The 20,008-nt window shown below is 31.9% G+C and carries 26 protein-coding genes; 8 read left to right on the forward strand and 18 right to left on the reverse strand.

The window, feature by feature from the left end:
- Window positions 1–21: 21 nt before the first annotated feature.
- The 4 genes from FGQ49_RS03625 (at window position 22) to FGQ49_RS03640 (ending at window position 3,251) form a co-directional block, all read left to right on the forward strand.
- Complete coding sequence (locus FGQ49_RS03625; protein ID WP_060815713.1) at window positions 22–915, forward strand: conjugal transfer protein; 894 nt, start codon at window positions 22–24, stop codon at window positions 913–915.
- 116 nt (window positions 916–1,031) lie between these two features.
- The gene (locus FGQ49_RS03630) at window positions 1,032–1,673 is read left to right on the forward strand and encodes a TetR/AcrR family transcriptional regulator (RefSeq protein ID WP_021421707.1); all 642 of its coding nucleotides are present in this window, start codon (window positions 1,032–1,034) and stop codon (window positions 1,671–1,673) included.
- Between the two features lie 98 nt (window positions 1,674–1,771).
- A complete protein-coding gene (locus tag FGQ49_RS03635) occupies window positions 1,772–3,010 on the forward strand; it encodes an MFS transporter (protein WP_021421706.1) in 1,239 nt (412 codons plus the stop codon).
- A 16-nt stretch (window positions 3,011–3,026) separates the two neighbouring features.
- Complete coding sequence (locus FGQ49_RS03640; RefSeq protein ID WP_021421705.1) at window positions 3,027–3,251, forward strand: hypothetical protein; 225 nt, start codon at window positions 3,027–3,029, stop codon at window positions 3,249–3,251.
- 69 nt (window positions 3,252–3,320) lie between these two features.
- On the opposite strand, the gene FGQ49_RS03645 is transcribed toward FGQ49_RS03640, so the two are convergent.
- Complete coding sequence (locus tag FGQ49_RS03645) at window positions 3,321–3,683, reverse strand: helix-turn-helix transcriptional regulator (RefSeq protein WP_032509185.1); 363 nt, start codon at window positions 3,681–3,683, stop codon at window positions 3,321–3,323.
- 526 nt (window positions 3,684–4,209) lie between these two features.
- Here FGQ49_RS03645 and FGQ49_RS03650 point away from each other — a divergent pair.
- From FGQ49_RS03650 to FGQ49_RS03675, 4 genes are all read left to right on the forward strand, one after another.
- A complete protein-coding gene (locus FGQ49_RS03650; RefSeq protein ID WP_021421704.1) occupies window positions 4,210–4,632 on the forward strand; it encodes an RNA polymerase sigma factor in 423 nt (140 codons plus the stop codon).
- 3 nt (window positions 4,633–4,635) lie between these two features.
- A complete protein-coding gene (locus FGQ49_RS03655; protein ID WP_021421703.1) occupies window positions 4,636–4,884 on the forward strand; it encodes a helix-turn-helix domain-containing protein in 249 nt (82 codons plus the stop codon).
- A gap of 375 nt (window positions 4,885–5,259) precedes the next feature.
- Window positions 5,260–5,463: an excisionase gene (locus FGQ49_RS03670; RefSeq protein ID WP_021421702.1), complete on the forward strand. Its 204-nt coding sequence runs from the start codon at window positions 5,260–5,262 to the stop codon at window positions 5,461–5,463.
- A 79-nt stretch (window positions 5,464–5,542) separates the two neighbouring features.
- Entirely contained in the window at window positions 5,543–6,739 is a 1,197-nt protein-coding gene (locus FGQ49_RS03675) for a tyrosine-type recombinase/integrase (protein ID WP_138268530.1), read from the forward strand.
- A 149-nt stretch (window positions 6,740–6,888) separates the two neighbouring features.
- Here the strand turns inward: FGQ49_RS03675 and FGQ49_RS03685 are convergent, their stop codons facing one another.
- From FGQ49_RS03685 to FGQ49_RS03760, 17 genes are all read right to left on the reverse strand, one after another.
- A complete protein-coding gene (locus tag FGQ49_RS03685) occupies window positions 6,889–7,953 on the reverse strand; it encodes a hypothetical protein (RefSeq protein ID WP_138268532.1) in 1,065 nt (354 codons plus the stop codon).
- A 10-nt stretch (window positions 7,954–7,963) separates the two neighbouring features.
- On the reverse strand, window positions 7,964–8,800 hold the full coding sequence (locus FGQ49_RS03690) for a hypothetical protein (protein WP_138268533.1): 837 nt from the start codon (window positions 8,798–8,800) through the stop codon (window positions 7,964–7,966).
- 63 nt (window positions 8,801–8,863) lie between these two features.
- Window positions 8,864–9,199: a glutamyl-tRNA amidotransferase gene (locus FGQ49_RS03695; protein ID WP_138268534.1), complete on the reverse strand. Its 336-nt coding sequence runs from the start codon at window positions 9,197–9,199 to the stop codon at window positions 8,864–8,866.
- Window positions 9,200–9,204: 5 nt separating this feature from the next.
- The gene (locus tag FGQ49_RS03700) at window positions 9,205–11,004 is read right to left on the reverse strand and encodes a VirD4-like conjugal transfer protein, CD1115 family (protein WP_138268535.1); all 1,800 of its coding nucleotides are present in this window, start codon (window positions 11,002–11,004) and stop codon (window positions 9,205–9,207) included.
- On the reverse strand, window positions 10,988–11,191 hold the full coding sequence (locus FGQ49_RS03705; protein WP_138268536.1) for a hypothetical protein: 204 nt from the start codon (window positions 11,189–11,191) through the stop codon (window positions 10,988–10,990). The genes FGQ49_RS03700 and FGQ49_RS03705 overlap by 17 nt, the downstream gene beginning before the upstream one ends.
- 9 nt (window positions 11,192–11,200) lie before the next feature.
- Window positions 11,201–12,094: an ArdC-like ssDNA-binding domain-containing protein gene (locus FGQ49_RS03710; protein WP_138268537.1), complete on the reverse strand. Its 894-nt coding sequence runs from the start codon at window positions 12,092–12,094 to the stop codon at window positions 11,201–11,203.
- A gap of 6 nt (window positions 12,095–12,100) precedes the next feature.
- Complete coding sequence (locus FGQ49_RS03715) at window positions 12,101–12,865, reverse strand: PcfB family protein (protein WP_138268538.1); 765 nt, start codon at window positions 12,863–12,865, stop codon at window positions 12,101–12,103.
- Window positions 12,849–14,195 (reverse strand): relaxase/mobilization nuclease domain-containing protein, encoded by a 1,347-nt coding sequence (locus FGQ49_RS03720; RefSeq protein ID WP_138268539.1) that lies wholly within the window; start codon window positions 14,193–14,195, stop codon window positions 12,849–12,851. Before FGQ49_RS03720 ends, FGQ49_RS03715 begins: the two co-directional genes overlap by 17 nt.
- 2 nt (window positions 14,196–14,197) lie before the next feature.
- On the reverse strand, window positions 14,198–14,320 hold the full coding sequence (locus FGQ49_RS10695; protein WP_279222109.1) for a hypothetical protein: 123 nt from the start codon (window positions 14,318–14,320) through the stop codon (window positions 14,198–14,200).
- Window positions 14,321–14,407: 87 nt separating this feature from the next.
- Window positions 14,408–16,330: a tetracycline resistance ribosomal protection protein Tet(44) gene (tet(44), locus tag FGQ49_RS03725; RefSeq protein WP_087302314.1), complete on the reverse strand. Its 1,923-nt coding sequence runs from the start codon at window positions 16,328–16,330 to the stop codon at window positions 14,408–14,410.
- A 49-nt stretch (window positions 16,331–16,379) separates the two neighbouring features.
- Window positions 16,380–16,907 carry a PadR family transcriptional regulator gene (locus FGQ49_RS03730; protein ID WP_087302312.1) on the reverse strand — a complete coding sequence of 176 codons (528 nt, stop codon included), beginning with the start codon at window positions 16,905–16,907 and terminating at the stop codon, window positions 16,380–16,382.
- A 12-nt stretch (window positions 16,908–16,919) separates the two neighbouring features.
- The gene (locus tag FGQ49_RS03735; RefSeq protein ID WP_087302310.1) at window positions 16,920–17,270 is read right to left on the reverse strand and encodes a VOC family protein; all 351 of its coding nucleotides are present in this window, start codon (window positions 17,268–17,270) and stop codon (window positions 16,920–16,922) included.
- Between the two features lie 263 nt (window positions 17,271–17,533).
- A complete protein-coding gene (locus FGQ49_RS03740; protein WP_138268540.1) occupies window positions 17,534–17,857 on the reverse strand; it encodes a MobC family plasmid mobilization relaxosome protein in 324 nt (107 codons plus the stop codon).
- Window positions 17,839–18,009: an inseCt neurotoxin 1c gene (locus FGQ49_RS10610; RefSeq protein ID WP_243112215.1), complete on the reverse strand. Its 171-nt coding sequence runs from the start codon at window positions 18,007–18,009 to the stop codon at window positions 17,839–17,841. Before FGQ49_RS10610 ends, FGQ49_RS03740 begins: the two co-directional genes overlap by 19 nt.
- A 114-nt stretch (window positions 18,010–18,123) precedes the next feature.
- Window positions 18,124–18,651: a helix-turn-helix domain-containing protein gene (locus FGQ49_RS03750; RefSeq protein WP_138268541.1), complete on the reverse strand. Its 528-nt coding sequence runs from the start codon at window positions 18,649–18,651 to the stop codon at window positions 18,124–18,126.
- Window positions 18,652–18,657: 6 nt separating this feature from the next.
- Window positions 18,658–19,617, reverse strand: coding sequence for a DUF3991 and TOPRIM domain-containing protein (locus tag FGQ49_RS03755; RefSeq protein WP_138268542.1), 960 nt, complete (start codon window positions 19,615–19,617; stop codon window positions 18,658–18,660).
- Between the two features lie 8 nt (window positions 19,618–19,625).
- Window positions 19,626–19,976, reverse strand: coding sequence for a DUF3848 domain-containing protein (locus FGQ49_RS03760; protein ID WP_138268543.1), 351 nt, complete (start codon window positions 19,974–19,976; stop codon window positions 19,626–19,628).
- Window positions 19,977–20,008: the final 32 nt, after the last annotated feature.

The following is a 20,008-nucleotide window of genomic DNA, read 5'->3' on the forward strand; positions in this document are numbered from 1 at the left end:
AAAGAAAGGAATGAAAATATCATGTTCAAGAAGAAAGAAAAACCGATAAAGGAAAAGAAAGTCCGTACTATGAAAGTGGGGACGCATAAGAAGTCCGTCATTGCCCTCTGGGTGGTGCTTATCGCAAGCGTGAGCTTTGGTGTGTATAAGAATTTTACGGCTATCGACCAGCACACCACCCATGAGGTAGAAACCATACAGCTACGACTTAACGATACCAACGGGATAGAAAATTTCGTGAAGAATTTCTGTAAATCCTACTACACATGGAGCAACAGCAAGGAAGCAATCGAAGCAAGGACACAGGCTATCAGTGCCTATCTGACACAGGAATTGCAGGATTTGAATGTTGATACCGTGAGGACGGATATACCGACCAGCTCCACGGTCACGGACGTGATTATCTGGGATATAGAACAGTCTGGGGAGAACGCTTTTTCTGTTACCTATGAAATAGATCAACAGATAAAAGAGGGCGACCAGACAAGAAATGTATCAGAAACCTATACTGTGACCGTTCATGTGGACGCTGACGGGGATATGGTTATCATACAGAACCCGACCCTTGCCCCTGCTATGGAGAAATCCAGCTATGAACCAAAGGCACAGGAAGCAGACAACAGCGTGGACGCTGATACAGCGGGTGACGCTACGGCGTTTCTGGAAACATTTTTCAAGCTGTACCCTACCGCTACGGACAAGGAGCTTGCCTACTATGTAGAGGGAAACGCCCTTGAACCGATAAACGGGGACTATCTCTATTCCGAGCTTGTCAATCCTGTATTCACGGCTGACGGCGACAACGTGAAAGTTAAAGTAGCTGTAAAATTCATTGACAATCAGACAAAGGCGACACAGGTATCACAGTATGAGCTGACGCTTCATAAAGATAATAACTGGAAGATTATTGGATAAAGTGATAAAGACTTGCAACATACAAAGTATGCTCTGCAAGTCTAATTTCTATTGACAGGGGTAAAATCATCATATATACTATATACAGACCAACGGTTTGTATATGGAGGTGAATTATGGCACGAAATAAATATCCAGAAGAAACAGTAAAGCTAATCTTAGATGTATCAACTAGACTGTTTTCTGAAAAAGGGTATGACGATACTTCATTGCAAGATATTATCAATGAAACAAAACTTTCTAAAGGAGCAATTTATCATCATTTTAGTTCTAAAGAGGATATATTGAAAGCGATTTTTCATCGACTCGGAAATGAAAATGCAGAAATATTTGCAAAAATAAGAGATGATAGTCGCTTAAGTGGAATTGAAAAATTAAGAAAGATATTTCAAACGGCAGTATTCCACTCTAATCAAAGTGTATTACTTACAGTATCTCCCTGTTTGCTGAATAATCCACGATTTTTGGCAATGCAGATTGAACAAATATATGAGCTGATAGCTCCGCAATTTGTAGAACCGATTTTAACAGAGGGTGTTAAGGACGGCTCTATAAATATTGAAAATCCGCATGAAATTGCAGAAGCAATTATGATACTAACAAACGTATGGCTAAATCCTTTGGTTAAAATGACTGACACGGAGGGTATGAAAAAAAGGTGTGATACTTTTAATACTCTTTTAAAAGGATTGGGTATAGACGGCTTGCTTGATAATCAGACAATTTCTGCTTTTGTTCAACTTTGCAATAAGAAGTAATTCATCATTTTAATAGACTGCACACACATTTTGGAAGTGCAGTTTATTTTAAACCATATATAAACCGACGGTCGGTTTAATTTAAAGGAGGATAACCTATGGAAGTAAAAACAAAACTTTTTAGACGTGATTTTACCCTTGTAGTAATTGGACAGATTATATCCCTTTTTGGTAATGCAATTTTGCGTTTTGCCCTACCATATTATCTTTTAAAAGAAACAGGTTCTTCTACTCTTTTTGGACTTGTTACAGCTTGCTCATTTTTACCTATGGTAGTTTTGTCAATGGTAGGTGGCATACTCGCTGATAGGATAAATAAAAGAAATATAATGGTTGGACTGGATTTTAGTACAGCTATTATTATTACGTTGTTCTATTTATCATTGGGGAAACTACCAATGGTTCCATTGTTTATTGTATTTTTAATGCTACTATACGGTATTTCTGGAGCATACCAGCCGTCAGTACAGGCAAGTGTCCCATTACTTGTATCATCAGATAAATTGACTGTTGGAAATGCGGTTATCAATCAGGTAAATACTTTGGCAAATTTTGTTGGTCCAGCTATTGGCGGAATTGTTCTGCAATTTTATGGAATAACGCCTATCTTGATTGCCAGTATTGTATGTTTCACTTTTTCGGCAATTATGGAAATATTCATACATATACCATATCAAAAACGTGTTCGTGAAACAGGAGTTTTTACAGTAGCTAAAAATGATTTAAAAGATAGTTTCAGATTTTTAAGGCACGAAAAACCTATATTTATATCTGTCATTATTTTGGTATGTATTTTTAATCTGGTATTAAGTGCCGTTTTGATTGTTGGCTTACCAATTTTAATTTCAGAAGTATTGGGAATGTCTGATACGTTATATGGATTTTCACAAGCGTCACTTTCTTTAGGTGGATTATGTGGTGGCTTTTTGACGGCAATAGTGGCAGAAAAATTAAAACTTAAAAATTTGTATGTTCTTTTATTGATTTGCTCTGCTTCTGTATTTTTAATGGGAATTTCACTTTTACTAGGATTACCAGAAATAATATCTTATTGGGTGATTACGCTAATGTGTTTTGTTGCTATGGGTGTGTCTACATTATTTGTAGTACAAATATATACTGTGGTACAAATGCAAACACCACCAGAATTAGTTGGTAAAATCATGGCAACATTAGTTTCTGTTGCTATGTGTGGTCAGCCGATAGGACAAATGATTTACGGTATTCTATTTGATGTATTTTCTGAAAATGCTTGGATAGTAATGCTTATAGCTTCTATCGCTTCGATTTTAATTACATGGTATTCAAGACAGGTGTTTAAACAATTAGAATACTAATATATGAGGTACAAAAATGAGAATACTAAAAAAGCAGGATATTAAAAATATGCTAAAGGTTGGGGCAAAAGCTAGAGGCGTGTCGGTATCAGAGTTTAGAGCCGAGATACAGGAAAACATTGACAATGCTGTGAATAGTCAAAACCCAGTGGTGCAGAAACATTTTAAAAAGTATTTTGGTAATAAGATACCTACACCAGAAGAATACATTTACACAATCACAAAGAAAACTAAGATTTAAGTGCTTATCCTGCTTCCTGCGGAGCAGATCAGCAGGATAGCTTATGAGAGGAAAAAGAAAACGAGAAGTCTATTTGCTTCCCGTTCCCTTGTATTTCATGATACCGTCAATCGTTCCTTGAATGATTTTGAGTTCTTCATCTGTCAGTTCATCAAGCGATACGTCTATCTGTCTGCGGATTGTAGATTTTTCCGCTTTCTCCTGCGGATAGAAGTATTCATCAACAGAGATATGGAACATTGTCACTAAATCATGAAATAACTGGAAGCTGGGGTGTTTCCCTATATTCTCAATATCTGCGATATGACGTTCTCCGTAAAAGACCTTATCGCCTAAGTCATTACGGGAAAGCCCAGCTTTCTCTCTCGCTTCTCTGATTGCCAGTCCCAGCGGACGGAAATCAAAACTGTGCGTGTCTTTCTTTTTCCTCATTTTAAATCACCTGTCATGAGTTTATACTTCATGGCACATGATTAGAATGTGTTAAAAACGCATATATTATGCGTTAATAATTCATATCAATATTACCTTGACGGTAAATAAAAAAAACCGTTCTAGGGTAATATCTTTTTCCATGTCTTTCAATTTGATTAGGACGGTTTTGGATAACCAGAGCTGTCCTTTTCTTTTGCACTCACGGTACAGCTCTGAATAAGGGGGTTGTGCTATGATTGCATACCAGCGAATACGCCAGTATTCACAACTGAATAACTGCCTTACAATGGTTATCCAGTCAATACACCTTAAACATGAGTTAAAAATTCATATCGTAAACATAACAAAAACAGTCTGTTGGTACATTCATGTGCTGATTGACTGTTTTTGTTATTTATGAGAAGTTCAATATTTTTTTGAATTTCTTTCTTATACAGGTTAGCAAATCACCCACTCCTGTACCGATGTGGGGCGGAAAGAGGGATAGATACCTTTTACGTCTGGACAGAGAGGGGGTGAGATGATGAAACCGTCTGACTTCCAAAAAACAATCCAGTGTCAGTTTGACTGTAAGCTCAAACGTACTGTTAAGGGCGTTATCTGGAATTATAAAAAGGAATTAAAACGTCGTAAAGATAAAGAAATTCCTTTCTGTGAGCTTCCAGAAATCGTTGTTGAAAAGCTGGCTGTATGGGACGAGTACATGAGTGACTATACCGTGTTTGAGGTATGCGGTGTTGAAATCCGAGTGCTTGATGAAGAACTTTCAGAAGCATTAAAGCAATTATCGGAACGTAACCGTGAAAATCTTCTGATGTACTACTTTCTGGAAATGAGCGATACAGAAATTGCAAAAGCACAGAAAATTTCCAGAGCAGGAGTTTTTAAAAACCGTTATAGAGCTTTACAAAATTTAAAGAAAACACTGACAAAGGAGCGTGAATGAAACATGAAAAAAGGGTACAAACTTCCACCCTATCGACTTATTTCATCTGCTGTGGACGGAAATGAACAGTCTATTGAAAGAATACTGGCATTTTATGACCCGTACATATCAAAATGCTGTTTGCGTCCTCTGTATGATGAATACGGTAATGTTTATATCGTAGTAGATATGGAGCTTAAAGGACGTATCAGAGAAGCTATTATCAAAATGATTTTAGACTTCGATATTGGTACAGTTCCAACAGAAGAATAAAGCAATCATGGCAGGGCATGATTTGTTGAAATCCCCTCTTTCCTGTCCTGCCCTCTGCTTTTACACATGAGAGCCTATGGCTTTCGCCACTGTTCTTTGACAAGTGAATAAAGCAGACAGATACGTTTGTGATACAGCGAGCCACGGGGACTGTACGCCACGACCTTTTCCATAAGGGGAAGCGAGCGACCCATGCAGTGATCCGAGAGTGACCGTTGGAAAAGTCGCTTTGCCACGACCTGTATTCACAGAATAATGATACACCCGCATGGTGCGGTTCTGCCCACAGGAATGGGAATGGCTGAAATGCCAGTGGAGCTTGCCAAAGCCGTCTGTCTGCTTCCATAAGACACACAGTAAAGGGGGTGCATACTTATGAACAATACTGATGTGCCTATCTGGGAGAAGTACACGCTGACGATTGAGGAAGCGTCAAAATACTTCCGTATCGGGGAAAAGAAATTGCGTAAGCTGGCAGAGGAAAACCTCGACGCTGGCTGGGTGATTGTGAATGGAAACCGTGTGCAGATTAAGCGAAAACAGTTTGAAAAAATCATTGATACATTGGACGAAATCTAATGTCAGCGAGCCGTAGGTATGGTATAATAAAGTATAGCGTATCAACGGCTCATTCCTTGACGGAAAGGAGCTTCGCACTATGTCTAATGTAAAGAGAAAAGACAGCAAGGGACGCAATTTACGACTTGGAGAGAGCCAGAGAAAAGACGGAAGATACGTTTACAAATATACCGATATGTACGGGCAACCACAGTTTGTCTATGCTTGGAAACTTGTTCCGACAGACAAGACACCCGCTGGGAAACGTGAAGATTTGTCATTGAGGGAAAAGCAGAAAAAGATTAAGAAAGACCTCGACGACGGTATCAACACCATAGGCGGGAAAATGACAGTCTGCCAGCTTTATGCAAAGAAGAACAGCCAGAGAAAGAATGTGAAACGCAACACAGAAAAAGGTCGCCAGTATCTTATGAAAATTCTGGAAAACGACCCGCTGGGTGCAAGGAGCATTGATACGGTGAAGCTATCGGACGGTAAGGAATGGGCTATGCGAATGTATGAGAATGGCTTTTCCTACAAGACGATTAGCAATTACAAGCGTTCTCTGAAAGCGTCATTCTATATGGCGATTGAGGACGACTGTATCAGAAAAAATCCTTTCAGCTTCAAATTGAGTGACGTTCTGGAAGATAATTCAGAGCCAAAAGTCATTCTCACGCCAGAGCAGGAAGAAAAAATGCTTGCCTTTATGGAACAGGACAAGACGTACAGCAAGTATTATGATGAAGTGGTTATTCTTCTGGAAACGGGGCTTCGTATTTCTGAATTTTGCGGTCTGACAGTCCATATTGATATGGCAAACCGTATTATCAATGTAGACCACCAGCTATTGAAAGACAGTGAAATCGGCTACTACATTGAAACACCTAAGACCAAAAAAGGAGAACGTCAGCTTCCAATGACAGAAAGAGCCTATCAAGCCTTTAAGCGAGTGTTACAGAACAGAGGAAAGGCAGAGCCTATCATCATAGGCGGTTACAGCAATTTCCTGTTCCTAAACCAAAAGGGCTTTCCTAAAGTGGCTGGCAACTACGAAAGTATGTTGCGTGGACTTGTGAAGAAATATAACAAGACACATAAAGACCAGCTACCAAACATCACACCGCACTCATTCAGACATACCTACTGCACGAACATGGCAAACAAAGGAATGAACCCGAACACCCTGCAATACATCATGGGACATTCAAACATCACCATGACATTAGGGTATTACGCACACGGTACTTTCAATTCAGCGAAAGCAGAACTAGAAAGACTGGCTCTTGCTTCTTAAATCGGTGATTGTACTACTCATTTACTACTTTTGGTTGCATTTTCATGCTGGTAAATGCCAGCTTATGCAAAGTATCTTCCAAATGGAAAATGCCGATAAAGCCCTAAAATACAGGCTATACCGACATTTACCAGCTTATGAAAAGATAATCAGAAATTTAGTAAGTTTTTATAGTAAAATGCAATTACATATTCTTTATTGTCATCACTTTTTCTTTCAACTAAAGCAATAGGCTCATTTCTTCTATAACCAACATCAAGAACAATAGCATTTTCTAATTCTCTTGTTTTTTTAGAATCCATACTAACTCCCGTAAACTTTTCATATTCTTCATTGATTTTGTCTTTATTTTCAATTACCCATTCTTCAAGCATTTCATAGGCTGAATACTTTTCATTTTTATATTGCTCACTTTTTAAGAACTCCCCTGCAACCATACTACAAAAATCATAACTTATATCATTTTCTGGTGTTGAGGATTTTGAAAGCATATCGTTTAATAAATCATAACCTAAAACAAAAGTAAAATAGGATTTTTCACTTTCTACAACTGATTTATCAACATAAAATTCATCAATATAATCTCTTACATTTTGTTTTAGTCCTATTGTTTTTAAAGATACAGTTTCTATTTCTTCCCCGTTAATATAATCTTGTTGATTTTCGTAAATATGCACCAAATTCTCGTTGTCATTATCAAGATTTTTATCATCTGCCTCTATGACATATCCTTTATATTCCATAGTTTTATATAATGGTAGTCCTTCAAAATATTTCATAACATCAGGTGTATCAAATCCTGTTTTATTATCCAAATATTCCTTTGTTATTCCATTATCTGCACAATATTGCAAATATTTTTGAACTCCATCTTTATATTCAATATCATTTGGATATAATTCATTGATAGAATTCCAAATACTATAATGAACATTGTCTGTCATATAAATAATTTTTTTACCTTCTTCTAAATAATTATAAATATAATTATCAAAGTTATAATCCCATTCTGGAACATTTACATATCCACCTTCATATTCTTTTGAATATGGCGTAAATTCTATTGCTTCATCTACACCATCACTTGCTAATATATAAGTTTCATTTTTTTCTGAATCAATTAATATATAATCAATTTTCTTATTTTGATGTTCCATTGATTCCATTAAAAAAGTTTCAATATTTTCTTTTATTTTTTGTATTCTTTCGTCCATTTGACACCTCCTATAATCCCATCATTTCACGAACGACTCTATCTGATAATTTTATTGTTCCTACAAGCACTAACATATTAAAGACTAACTCTCCAATATATTTCCATACTTGAGTAACTGCTGCTGCATTTGCGTCAACCACTGGTGGCGAACTTGCAAACAGTGAAAATATAATACAAGAAAGAACAATAATTGCTCCCTCTAAACAAACAGCACAGTAAGACTTGATAAAACTTTTACCAACGCTTTGTGTAGGCTCACCTGCAAATGTTGATAATGGTATTGGTGCAATAGCAGTATATAAATATAATTTAAAGAATCTACCATATACTGTTAATATCATTATGAAAGATAATACTGTTATAAATAGACCACCTATCAGTGTTACTGCCCATAATGGTATAGACTCAAAGAAACCACAATCTTCAACTGCTGTTATTATTGTTTGTGGCAATGTTGTACTTGTTGTTCCTCCTAAACCAGAAGCAGTAATTATAGTTGAAATTACACCTTGAACTATTTTGAATAATGAAAGCATTAGATCAAGTCCATAAGTTACAACTATTTTTGCTATTGCAAATCTTATAAATAGTTTTAATGCGTGTTCCGGCTTTTTTACTTCTGCAAACGAGCCACAAGTCTTCATAACACCTACTACAAAAAACAATACTAATAACGCAAGACCAATCGCTTGTAATGCTCCGTGAATATTCAGAATTACTTGCCATATAGTCCCACCTTTAAAAGTTTCCGGAGTTTGTGTCACTAATTGCCATATTTCACTTAATTTTGAATTCCAAGTATCTAGTGCATTTTGTAAATTTTGCACTACCCAATTATCACTCAATAACAACACCTCCTTGTATAAATAAGATGAGGGCAAGTAATAATACTCGCCCTTTGATAATTGTTATCCTGCAATCATATTTAATATTTCTTTTGCAAATGTGATTATTATTCCACCTGCAACAGTCAAAAATCCATTTGCTCTTTGGCTTGGATCGTGACTCTTTAAAGATAATCCTACTTGAACTATACCAAACCCAAGCAAAATCATTCCTATTGCTCTAATTAATCCAAAAATAAAATCAGATAAATTATTAACAACTGACATTGGATCATCGGCTGCTAAAACATTCATACTTGTTCCAATAGTTAGAGCAAATATACATACACCTAAAACATAGGCTTTAAATATTTTTTTAACTTTATTACTCATTTTTAAACTTTCTTTTTTCTTTTTCATTATTTCTAATCTCCTTTTCTTTTAAAAAAATCTTCTATTTCTTCAGAAGTAATTAATTCATATTGTTCTGTTATTTCTTTAGTTTCATCAAAATTATAATTATCTAAATTATCATCAATAATAATTGAAGCAATAGCATTTTCAGTTCCTCCGTGTAAATAAGGTTTTTCTTTTCCATCGGTAGTAAATGCAACATTTGGATGTTTTAAAATATCATATTTAAAATCCATAATCGGTCTTTCGCCTCTAATAAATAAAATTGCATATTTATTATCAAGTAACCTTACTTCATCAGGAGTAAGTAATTCTCTACCACTAATCTGATAATTAGTTGAGTAATTTCCACCTCTACCACTACTTTTGCCATAAGTATTAGTATCAATAGTTTCTTTACCTAATAACTCTGATACATATTTGTGCGTTGATTGTTCATTTCCACCAAGATACAAAAATTCATCACAATTTCCAACTATACTTTCCCATTGCTTTTCAAATAATGCTTTTAATTGTGCTAAATTTTGTAAAATAATTGATACTGATACTTCTCTTGAACGCATAACTGATAAAATTTTATCAAAGTCATCTGGCAAACTTACATTAGCAAACTCATCCATAACAAAATGGACGTGTACTGGAAGACTACCTCCATATTTGTGGTCTGCTAAAAAAAACAACTGCTGAAACAGTTGTGTGTATAAAATACTAACTAAAAAATTAAAACTTGTATCATTGTCAGGAATCAAAGCAAATAATGCAGTTTTCTTTTCTCCTAAAGATGGTAAATCTAATTCATCTGTTGCAGTTAATGAAGCAAGACTTTCAAGATTGAATTTCTCTAATCTTGCTGCAAGTGTAATTTGAATAGATTTAAGAGTTTTTGCAGAGCCACTATGATAATCTCTATAATATTTAACTGCTATATGTTCTGGCTCTCGTTCTTCTAATCTATTAAATAATACATCAAGAGGACTAACATAACTATCATCATCTTCGTGTACTTCTCCCGCTCTTAATAATTCCATAACCATAGGGAAATTTTGTTCTTCTTCTGGTGCTTCATATTTTAAATAAAATACCAATGCTAATAACAACATACTTGCAGCAGTATCCCAAAAAGGATCATTGCTCTGACTTCCTTTCGGTGTTGTTGATTTAAAAAGATTCGTTACTAATTTTTGAACATCGTTATCATCTTTTAAATAGACAAAAGGATTATAGCAATGGCTTTTTTCCATATTTATTAAATCTAAAAATTTTACTTCATATCCTTTTTTCTTTAATAATGCACCAACATCTCTTGCTATTTCTCCTTTTGGATCAAGAATAACCATAGAAGTATTACATTGCATAACATTCGGCTTACAATAAAATCTTGTTTTACCGGCACCACTACCTCCACAAACTAAAACATTTAGATTTCTTCTATGTTTTTTACCATTTAATCCTATTACTACATTTTGTGTTAATATTTTATTATTTTCTATTGGGGTTTGCTTGTATTTTTTATTTATTTCGGTTGCATTACCCCATTTTGCAGAGCCGTGTTCTTCTCTCCTACGATAATTTTTTTTAGTAGATATATATAGTGTAATTGCCATTACATAAACAACAATAAACACTAGAATAACTTTTAAAGAATTATCACACCAAGTAAAATGAAAAGGATTACTTATAATATTGGAAAAATCCTTTATTATTTGTGGTAATCCTCCATTTACTGATGGTGCTATCAAAATTCCTGACCATATCGTAGGTATCAATCCAATACAATAAACCCACTTTGGATAGTTAGAATCTGTATTCATCTCTCCTCAAACACCTTGTGAGAACTTTTTTTTTAACTGGGGCATCTATTGCTCTTAATAAAACTTCATCTACATATTCTGTATCTTTGCCCTCTTGAATCAATTTATTTCTAAATGCATTTAAAGCATTGATAAGAATACCTAGTTCATATTTGTCAAGTTCTAAAACTTTAATTTCCTCTTTCATAAATTCCTCCTATCTTTCGTGTTCCTTATTTTTTTGAGTTTTAGAAATTGTTTCAAAATAAGCACTCATTCTTGTATTTATATCTTCCATAACGCTACGCATAGAAGTCAATTCATTTTTTACTTCACTAGAACTCATATTTTTAAATGAATCTGGAATTGAAATGTTTATATTGGATACATCAATTCCATATTTTTTACAAAGCATATAGGCTGTAGAATTACATTTAAAGTTATCTAATTCTAAATTACCACTTTCTTCAAGTCCTACTCTTGTTAATTCTCTGGCTAATTGTTTAAATATTTCTGGTGTTTCTCCACCTCTTTGGACATATAAAGCATTATCACTTTTATTCCATTCTACAACACTGTTATTACCATTTTGAATATCATCTACTGCTTTTATATCAACAGGACAATCTCTTAATAATGCAGTTAATTTAACTTTGTCATCATAATTAATTAATTTTGGTTTTTGATTAGAAGTTGTTTGAGAAATATCAAACATCTTTTTAACATTATAGGAAATTCCAGAAGTACCATCTGCTCTTGTAAAAGAATCTCCTGGCTCTAATATTTTAATTCCATTTTCGCCTTTTTTTATAAAAGCACCTGCTTCTTTCCAATCATTGAATTCTTTTAATTGTGTTGCAGTAGGAAGTGTTGCAGTAATTACGAGTGCATTGCCAACAGAGTATTTATCTAATCTGCCTTGAACATCTAAATACTGTTTATATTTATTAACATCTGATTTAATTTCATTTGCCATTTTATCCATTAAATCGTATACTTCTTGTCTTTCTTGTTGTTTTTTTTCTATCCAAGCATTTTTATCAAATGGCTTTTTATTTTGAGTAGTTTTACTACCATTGGCTTTTGCCATTATTTCATCCAAATCATTCATATTTTATTACCCTCTTTCTTTATCTTTTTTCTTTTTTGATTTTGGTTGTTTATGTTTAGTTGTCTTATTTTTTTCAGTTTTTTCATTTTTAAGTTCAGACTTATCTAAATCTCTTTCTTTCTTCTGTTCTTCTTTAATTGATTTTATTTCTTCTCTAACAGAAGGTTTATCAGATTTAGTACCCTTGTCTAACTTGTTTTTGTTGTTTAAGGTAGGCTCTAACGGAGGGTTTTTTTCCGTTTTTGCCAATTGGGGGTTTGACATTTCATTTTCCTCCTTATTAATTGGTTTAGATAAAATGTCATCTACAAGTCTTTCTTCTACACTTTTTATAACAACTCCCTTGTCTTTGCTATCTTTTGTCTTTTGAATTTCACTTTTAATAGAAGCCTTATCATAAGTAGAAAGATTAAATCTATCAACAATACGATTTATTTTACTTGCATCTTCTGCACGTACCATAATATCTACCATACCATCTACACTTTTACCTTTACTCTTTAAAGCACAGAATAATACTCCATATCTTTTGGCTTCTTCAGTAAACTTTTTTAAATCTTCTTCTTTTACAGTAAATACTTTAAGTTCTTTCCCAGATTTAAGCATATTAGTAAGTCTTGTTTTTCCCTTTGTTTGTTGTTTGTCTTTTAATATTGCCACTAATAATGCTGCAATATTTTTTGCACCACTTCCACTTAATCTTACTGCTACTTCAAATCCTTGCAAACTCATTCTTACAATAGATTCAGCAGCGTCACCTGATGTGTTCATTTTTTTCTACCTCCTTTACTTTTATATTTTCATCAGATAATTCTTGAAGATTTTTTTCTATCTTCTTACTTCTTTCTAATATATCTTTACATAGCACCACCTCCTTTCGTAATGGAGTAATTTCTTTATTTAATTCATTAATTTGTTCCCTTATTTCATCTTTTTCTTGTTTAGATTTTGATTTTTTATGTTTGTACCAAAGTTTACTTCTTTGATCCATCAAATCATTAAGTTGTTTTTCCTTTTCTTCTTTAAACAAAAAAAACTGCTCATCAGTTTTTAAATTATTTCTGACAAGCAGTTTAGTTTCATTTGATATATCTTCCATCTTCCTAACATCAGCACGAATAGCAGGAGATAATTTTTGATAAGGATATTTTTTTGGAAAAACTTTTAAGAGATAACAATAATGAATATATAAAGCATAAAATCCCTTTGGTTTTCGCTTTTTATAATAATTAGCATTAATCTTTTTATTAATTCCATATTCTTCAACAAATGGAACTTTCTTAATGTGTTCTTCTTCAATTCTTTGCGTAATCCTTTCAATAGAATATTCACTACCAAAATATCTTTCAATACGAATATTTTTTTTATATGGACTTCTTTTTATACTTAATTTATTGGCTCTATAAATAAGTTCATAATCCATTGCTTTCATTAGATCTTCAAAGTCATAATAAGAAGTAGCCATACCTATTGCTCTATCTAAATCTTCTTTTGCAATAGAATAATAATTAACTTTATTATTTAAATCTTTTTGATAATTAGCAAAATTTATTTTACTATTTCTACAGGGCTTTTCTTGTATAACTGATAATCCATATTCTTCACACAACGAATCAGATAATCTTCTTAATTCTGCATAAGTTTCTCTTTTATCATAATATCTTTTTCCATCTTTAAACGATACAGAATTTATAACAAAGTGATTATGATAATGATTTGTATTAATATGTGTACTAACAACAACTTCAAATCTATCTCCCCACATTTCTTCAGCAAGTCTTACTCCAATAGCGTGACATTGTTCTGGTGTAACTTCTCCCTCTGCAAAAGATTGAAATGCGTGAAATCCAAGTATTCCATCTGTTTTTCCATATTGTTCTTTTGTAATACTCATTTCTTCAAGTGCTGTTTTAGGACTACAATTAATTCCTGATACAAAAAGTTGTTCCTCTGTTTTATAATCTGATTCTACATATTCAATCACATTGTGTAAATCGTAATAATTATTATTTTCATTATGTTTTGTCTTTTCTACATTTGTAGTATAATCTAATACATTATCTAATCTTTTTTCTATTTTCCATATACCTGTTGTTGCCATAATCACTCCTTTATTATATATATTTTTCTATGATAAATAAGTATATCACATACTTTATTATCTTCTTCAAAAACTCTATATCTGTGTCCCCAGAAATTAATCCAAAGTTTTCTTAATTTTTTCATTTTACCTCCCATAAAAAAAGAGCCTATCATTTCTGATAAGCCCATAAATTGTCTGCTTAATAAATTGTAATTTTAGTGAATAGTAACTTAATTTTCTTTTTTATTAAACATATGGCGTACTTTATCTATTCGATTATTTGGTCTACGTGATTGAATAACTGGTTCACAAGTAGCAATTTGATAATCTTTTAATTCTGTCAAAAAAACTGCTTGCCCATTTGTATATAGAGTTAAAGTATTACGATATTCATTAATACAACGTACAGGAATATGTCCTGTAAAAATAACTTCATCATTTTTTGATTGACTTGTTTCAATTATTGCACAATGTTTTTGTGCATCTTTATATGCACGAGAAAAGTATCCCTCTGGTGTAAAAAGTATAAACGAAAGATATGGCTCTAATAATTGCGTTCCCGCTTTTTTCAATGTTTGTTCAAGTACAATTGGGGCAAGAAAGCGAAAATCCGAGGGAGTACTAACAGGGCTATAATAAACACCATATTCAAAACATATTTTACAATCTGTCACTTTCCAACCATACAATCCTTGCTCCAGTCCATAATTAATACCTTCTCTTACTGCATTTTGAAAACTTTGATTTAAATAACCGAGTGAAACTTTGCTTTCGTACTGTATTCCAGTGCCAATTGGAAGTGGAGTTATTGATAATCCAATTGATGCCCAAAATGGATTTGGTGGTACTTCAATATGAATAGTATAATCTGCCTTTTGTAATGGCTTTTCCAAATAAATTACGGTTGGATCTTCGATTCTTATGTTTATGTGATATTTTTCAATCAACAGAGAACAGATAACTTCTAACTGCACTGTTCCTAAAAAAGAAATGATGATTTCATGTGTTATCGTATCAACATAATAACGTAAAAGAGGATCAGTATCTGCAATTTCTGTAAGAGCATCCAATAATTTTTCTCTCTCTTCTATTTTTATCGGTTCAATTCTTGTTCGTAGTATTGGTACAGTCTTGTCATTCCATACATTGCATGGCAAAATCTTTTCATTTCCTATAATATCGTTCAATCTTAATGTATTGTTAGGTATAATAAAAATATCTCCAGAACAAACTATTTTTGTCTGTATCATTTCCCCATTTGAAGGAATATATATTTCTGTAAGTTTCATTTTCTTTTTTTCTGGCAACATAATTGTATCTCGTAAGTGTAATGTTCCACTATAAAGACGCAAATAAACTAATCTTTGCTTATGGTCTGTATATTCAATTTTAAAAACTCTTCCACATAGTTCTGAATCATTCTCATTCATTTCAGAACAAAAAAGATTTGAAATAGCTTCGATAAGTTGTTGAGTCCCTATATTATTTCTAGCACTTCCATGGTATATAGGAAACAACGAACCTTTTTTAACACACCTATATTCTTCATACATTAATTCTTGTATAGTCAATTTTTCTCCTACAATATATTTTTCTAAAAGTTTATCATTTTTGGAAATTACAGGATCCCAATCATCTAAATCAATGATATTTTTAATTGATATTTCTGGAGTTAATGTTACATTTTGCATAACAATAATATCATTTGAAAGTTTTTCTTTGATATTTTGATAAATATTATTTAAGTTAATTCCATCCTGATCTATTTTATTTATAAAAATAATTGTTGGTATATTCATTTTTTGAAGTGCATGGAATAGTATTCGGGTTTGTGCTTGTACACCATCTTTAGCAGAAATTACTAAAATTGCTCCATCAAGAACAGATAAGGAACGATACACTTCTGTTATAAAATCTGTATGTCCAGGAGTATCTACAATATTGATTTTGTAGTCATTCCAATTAAAAGAAGTAACTGCTGCCTGAATTGTGATTCCACGCTGACGTTCTAAAAACATAGTATCTGTCCTTGTTGTTCCCTTATCTACACTGCCTAATTCTAAAATTGCTCCACTTGTATAAAGCAGACTTTCCGTTAAGGTCGTCTTTCCTGCATCTACATGAGCAAGAATACCAATGTTGATTATTTTCATGGAATTTCCCTCCCTACAAATTTATCTTTTAACTTAAAATCAATATTTGCTAATTTTGTTCTTTTAAACTATTCTCAAAATCAATTATCCACTTTTCTAATGTTTCTACTAATGCTAATTGTTGTTTGAACATTTGTTTTCCAACATTAGGAATATGTTGTCTATGAGAACGTCTTTCATTTAGTAATTCTTTTAATTCTAATATCTTTGATTTTATATTAGAAACAAGAATCTGTTTTTGTTCATCATCTACTAAATCTAAATTCGTGATAATAACATTAAAATCCAAATATAGACTAACATCAGAATTTGAAATATCATTCATAAGTTTATTAAAATAATCATTACCTTTGTTAGTAATAGTATATATTGCTTTATCTGGCATATTTCCCTCTTTCTCTTTATGGCTAACAATATATTCTTTTGATTCTAATTGTAATACTTTCTTATAAATAGACTGTTCACTAATTTTTACCCATCTTGGTATATTACGATATTCTATATTTTTTTTAATATCATAAGCACTTTGTGATTTTTGTTTAATAAGTCCTAATAATACCAAATCTATATTTGACATAATCTCTACTCCTTACTTAATATAATCTGTAACGCCAAGTCTATTTCCAAATGGATCTTCAAACTCGACTGCATTACCAGTTCCAATTTTAAAAGGCTCACTCAAAAATTTTATATCATTATTCAACATTTCTTTATAGAAGATTGCAACATCTTCTACTTCAAACCATATTGTAGGCTTTAAATTCTCAAATTTATTTTTGTCTTTTAAAATTATTGCAGGTTCTTCATTTCCAATATTATAAGCAACCATTCCCTTATCAGAGAAATCAAATTTCTTTTTTAACCCCAATATTTCCTCATAGTATCTTTTTGCTTCTTCCATATTATCTACAGGAAGAAAATAATTGTCATAATTTTTCATATATTTAATGTCCTCCTTTCTACTATAAACTACACTACTATATTTTATAGTAGTTATCGTTAAAAGTCAATATATAATAAAAAAATAGATTAGTTGCACTGAACTAATTTATTTGTATAACTGCCTGTCGTACAAAAAAGACTGTCATTACTGACAATCTTTTTGGTAAATTACTATTTATCATCTTAATTTTACCAGTAATTTTTACAAGAATATTATATCATTTTATTCTATTTTTTTATATAGTTCTACAAAAATTATTTTTATTTATCTGGACGGAGATATTTGTTTTTCATATCAACTATTAGTTCATCTAATTTATCTATTTCTTTTTTTAGATGAGGAACATCAATAACTTTTTTTGCATTAGCCATTCTTGCAATTTGATTTATATTGTTTCCTATTTTACGAATACCTTTTATATCTTCATAAAATTGTTCTGGTGGTTTTTCTTTTGGCTTATAACCTACAATTAAATGTCTAATATAATCAGAGGCATTCATTCCAACTGCCTCTGAATTACATTTCATTATATAATCTTCTTCTTCGCTAAGCCATATTTGTTTTTTTATTCTACGACTTCGCATTTTACTACCTCCGGTTCTTCTTCTATTTCATCTTTTAAAACTATTTGTCTTTCTAATTCATTTATACGATTTATTTGTAAGCAACACATCAAAGTAGTCATTCCAAGACCTCCTATTATAAAACCTAAAATAAAAAATAATAATTGACTCATAATTAATCATCTTCCTTTCTTTTTAATATTGTTTTTCTAGCAAGGGGATTGGGGATTTCCCCCACAACCGAATTCGTACGGGAGTATGAATTCAGTGCTGGCTAGACAATAAATTTACTCCCCATAAGTACATTCGCCACAATAAGGGCAATAATATATACAACTTTCACAAGGACATTCTGAAGAAAATTCTTCATCTATTTCTTCTTCTATTTCATCTGAATTTTCTTCTTCTTCATCAAAAATTTCTACAACATCTACAACAATTTCTTGGCTAGAATCTAACTCAATAATTCCATTTTCTATCACAAATTTTGTAACAATAATTGCTGCTTCTCTTGGATTTTTTGCCATTATTTCAAAATAATCTTCATTGACATTTTTTATTTTTACCTCATATTTTTTTTCTTGTTCTTCTTCTAAAAGACCAACAGTTTCTAATAAAAAATTAACATCTAATCCTAATTCATTGCACATTTTTACGAATGGAATAAAATAAAAACTAGGCTTTAATCCATTCTCAAATCTAGATATTTCTGCGTGACTTACACCTATTTTTTCGGCAAGTTTTCTTGTAGAAATACCTACTTCGCTCCTCCTTGTTTTAATAATATTTGCTAATTTTAAATAATCAAATTTCATAATATCTCACCTTTCTTTTTCATATCTTTTTTTATAATTAATTCCTTTTTTAGCACACAAAAAGTCATTGAAATCCTTTCCTATTAGTGGTGGATCATCAATGACTTCATATTTTTTTGGAAGAATAGTTTTGAGTGCCATTGTTGCTATTCTTCCTGCACTATCATTATCAAAATGAAGATATATTTTTTTAATATCTTGATTCTGATTTAAATAATAATTTAATGCTAATGGTATCTTACTTTCATCAATTTTTTTTGCAGGTTGATATACTCCTGCAAGAGATAAAAGGTTATCATTATACCACTCTTTATTTTCCATTTTCTTTAATGTTGCATACGATAATAAATCAATCGCACTTTCAAACAAATGAACTGAATCTGTTTTTTCTGTTGATTCTAGTTTAAAAGAAAATGCCTTATGACTACCATAAGCATCTTTCATATATCTACTACTATTTGTACCTCTAATTCCTGCATATCTTGGAACATTATTTTTATCATATCCAACAAAAACAACATTGTGATTTGGTAAATCTTCATAAATTAATCTATTATCTATGCACTCGTTTATTATGTCTTTGTCAATTCCACGACTAGACAAATAACTAATTATCTTATCAGTTGATTCAGACCTTTTTGGTAAAATAAGTCTAATATTTTGAACTTTTTTTGGCTGTTGATACATAGTTGGTGGTTTTTCATTAGAATAGCCTAAAATAGTTTCTACTGCTTGAATAAAAGTATAATCTCTAACTTTGATTAAATATTCCAATGCAGTTTTTCCTCCTATTCCTCTTGAAAACCAATACCACATTCCATTACTTATTTTTAAACTATCGTGTGTTCTAGTCATATAAGTTCCTCTACTAAAATATACTAATTCTTCTGGCTCATAGTTTTTTAAATAAGTATATAAATCCATTTCCTTTGCTTTTTGTATTTCTTCTGGTTGATAATATGCCATACTATTACCTACCTTTCTTTATCTTTTTTCTTTGATTGCTTTTCTCTATATTCATCTACTAAATCAGACACAGTATCTCTAACATTATCTTCTAGTATTTGATTTATATTTAAGTCCGAATCCATCCATCCTTGATACAGAGTTTCTAGTGAATTTTTTTCATTTTTTAATGCTTTAAGTTCATCTATCTCAAATTGTTTTGACTCTGGATAAAAAAGATAAATAACTTCTTCTTTAACAGTTGTTTCATAAGATTTGTCAATTATCTCCTTTGTAGTTAAAGTAGATAATTCCTGTTTATAAGAAGTAAGTTCTTGTTCTAATTTTTCATATAATTCTTGTCTTATTTTTTCTTCCATAATATCAATTCCTTTCTTAAAAATTTAAAAGA

It is taken from the genome of Anaerofustis stercorihominis (assembly GCF_005844425.1).
GTDB classification, from domain to species: domain Bacteria; phylum Bacillota; class Clostridia; order Eubacteriales; family Anaerofustaceae; genus Anaerofustis; species Anaerofustis butyriciformans.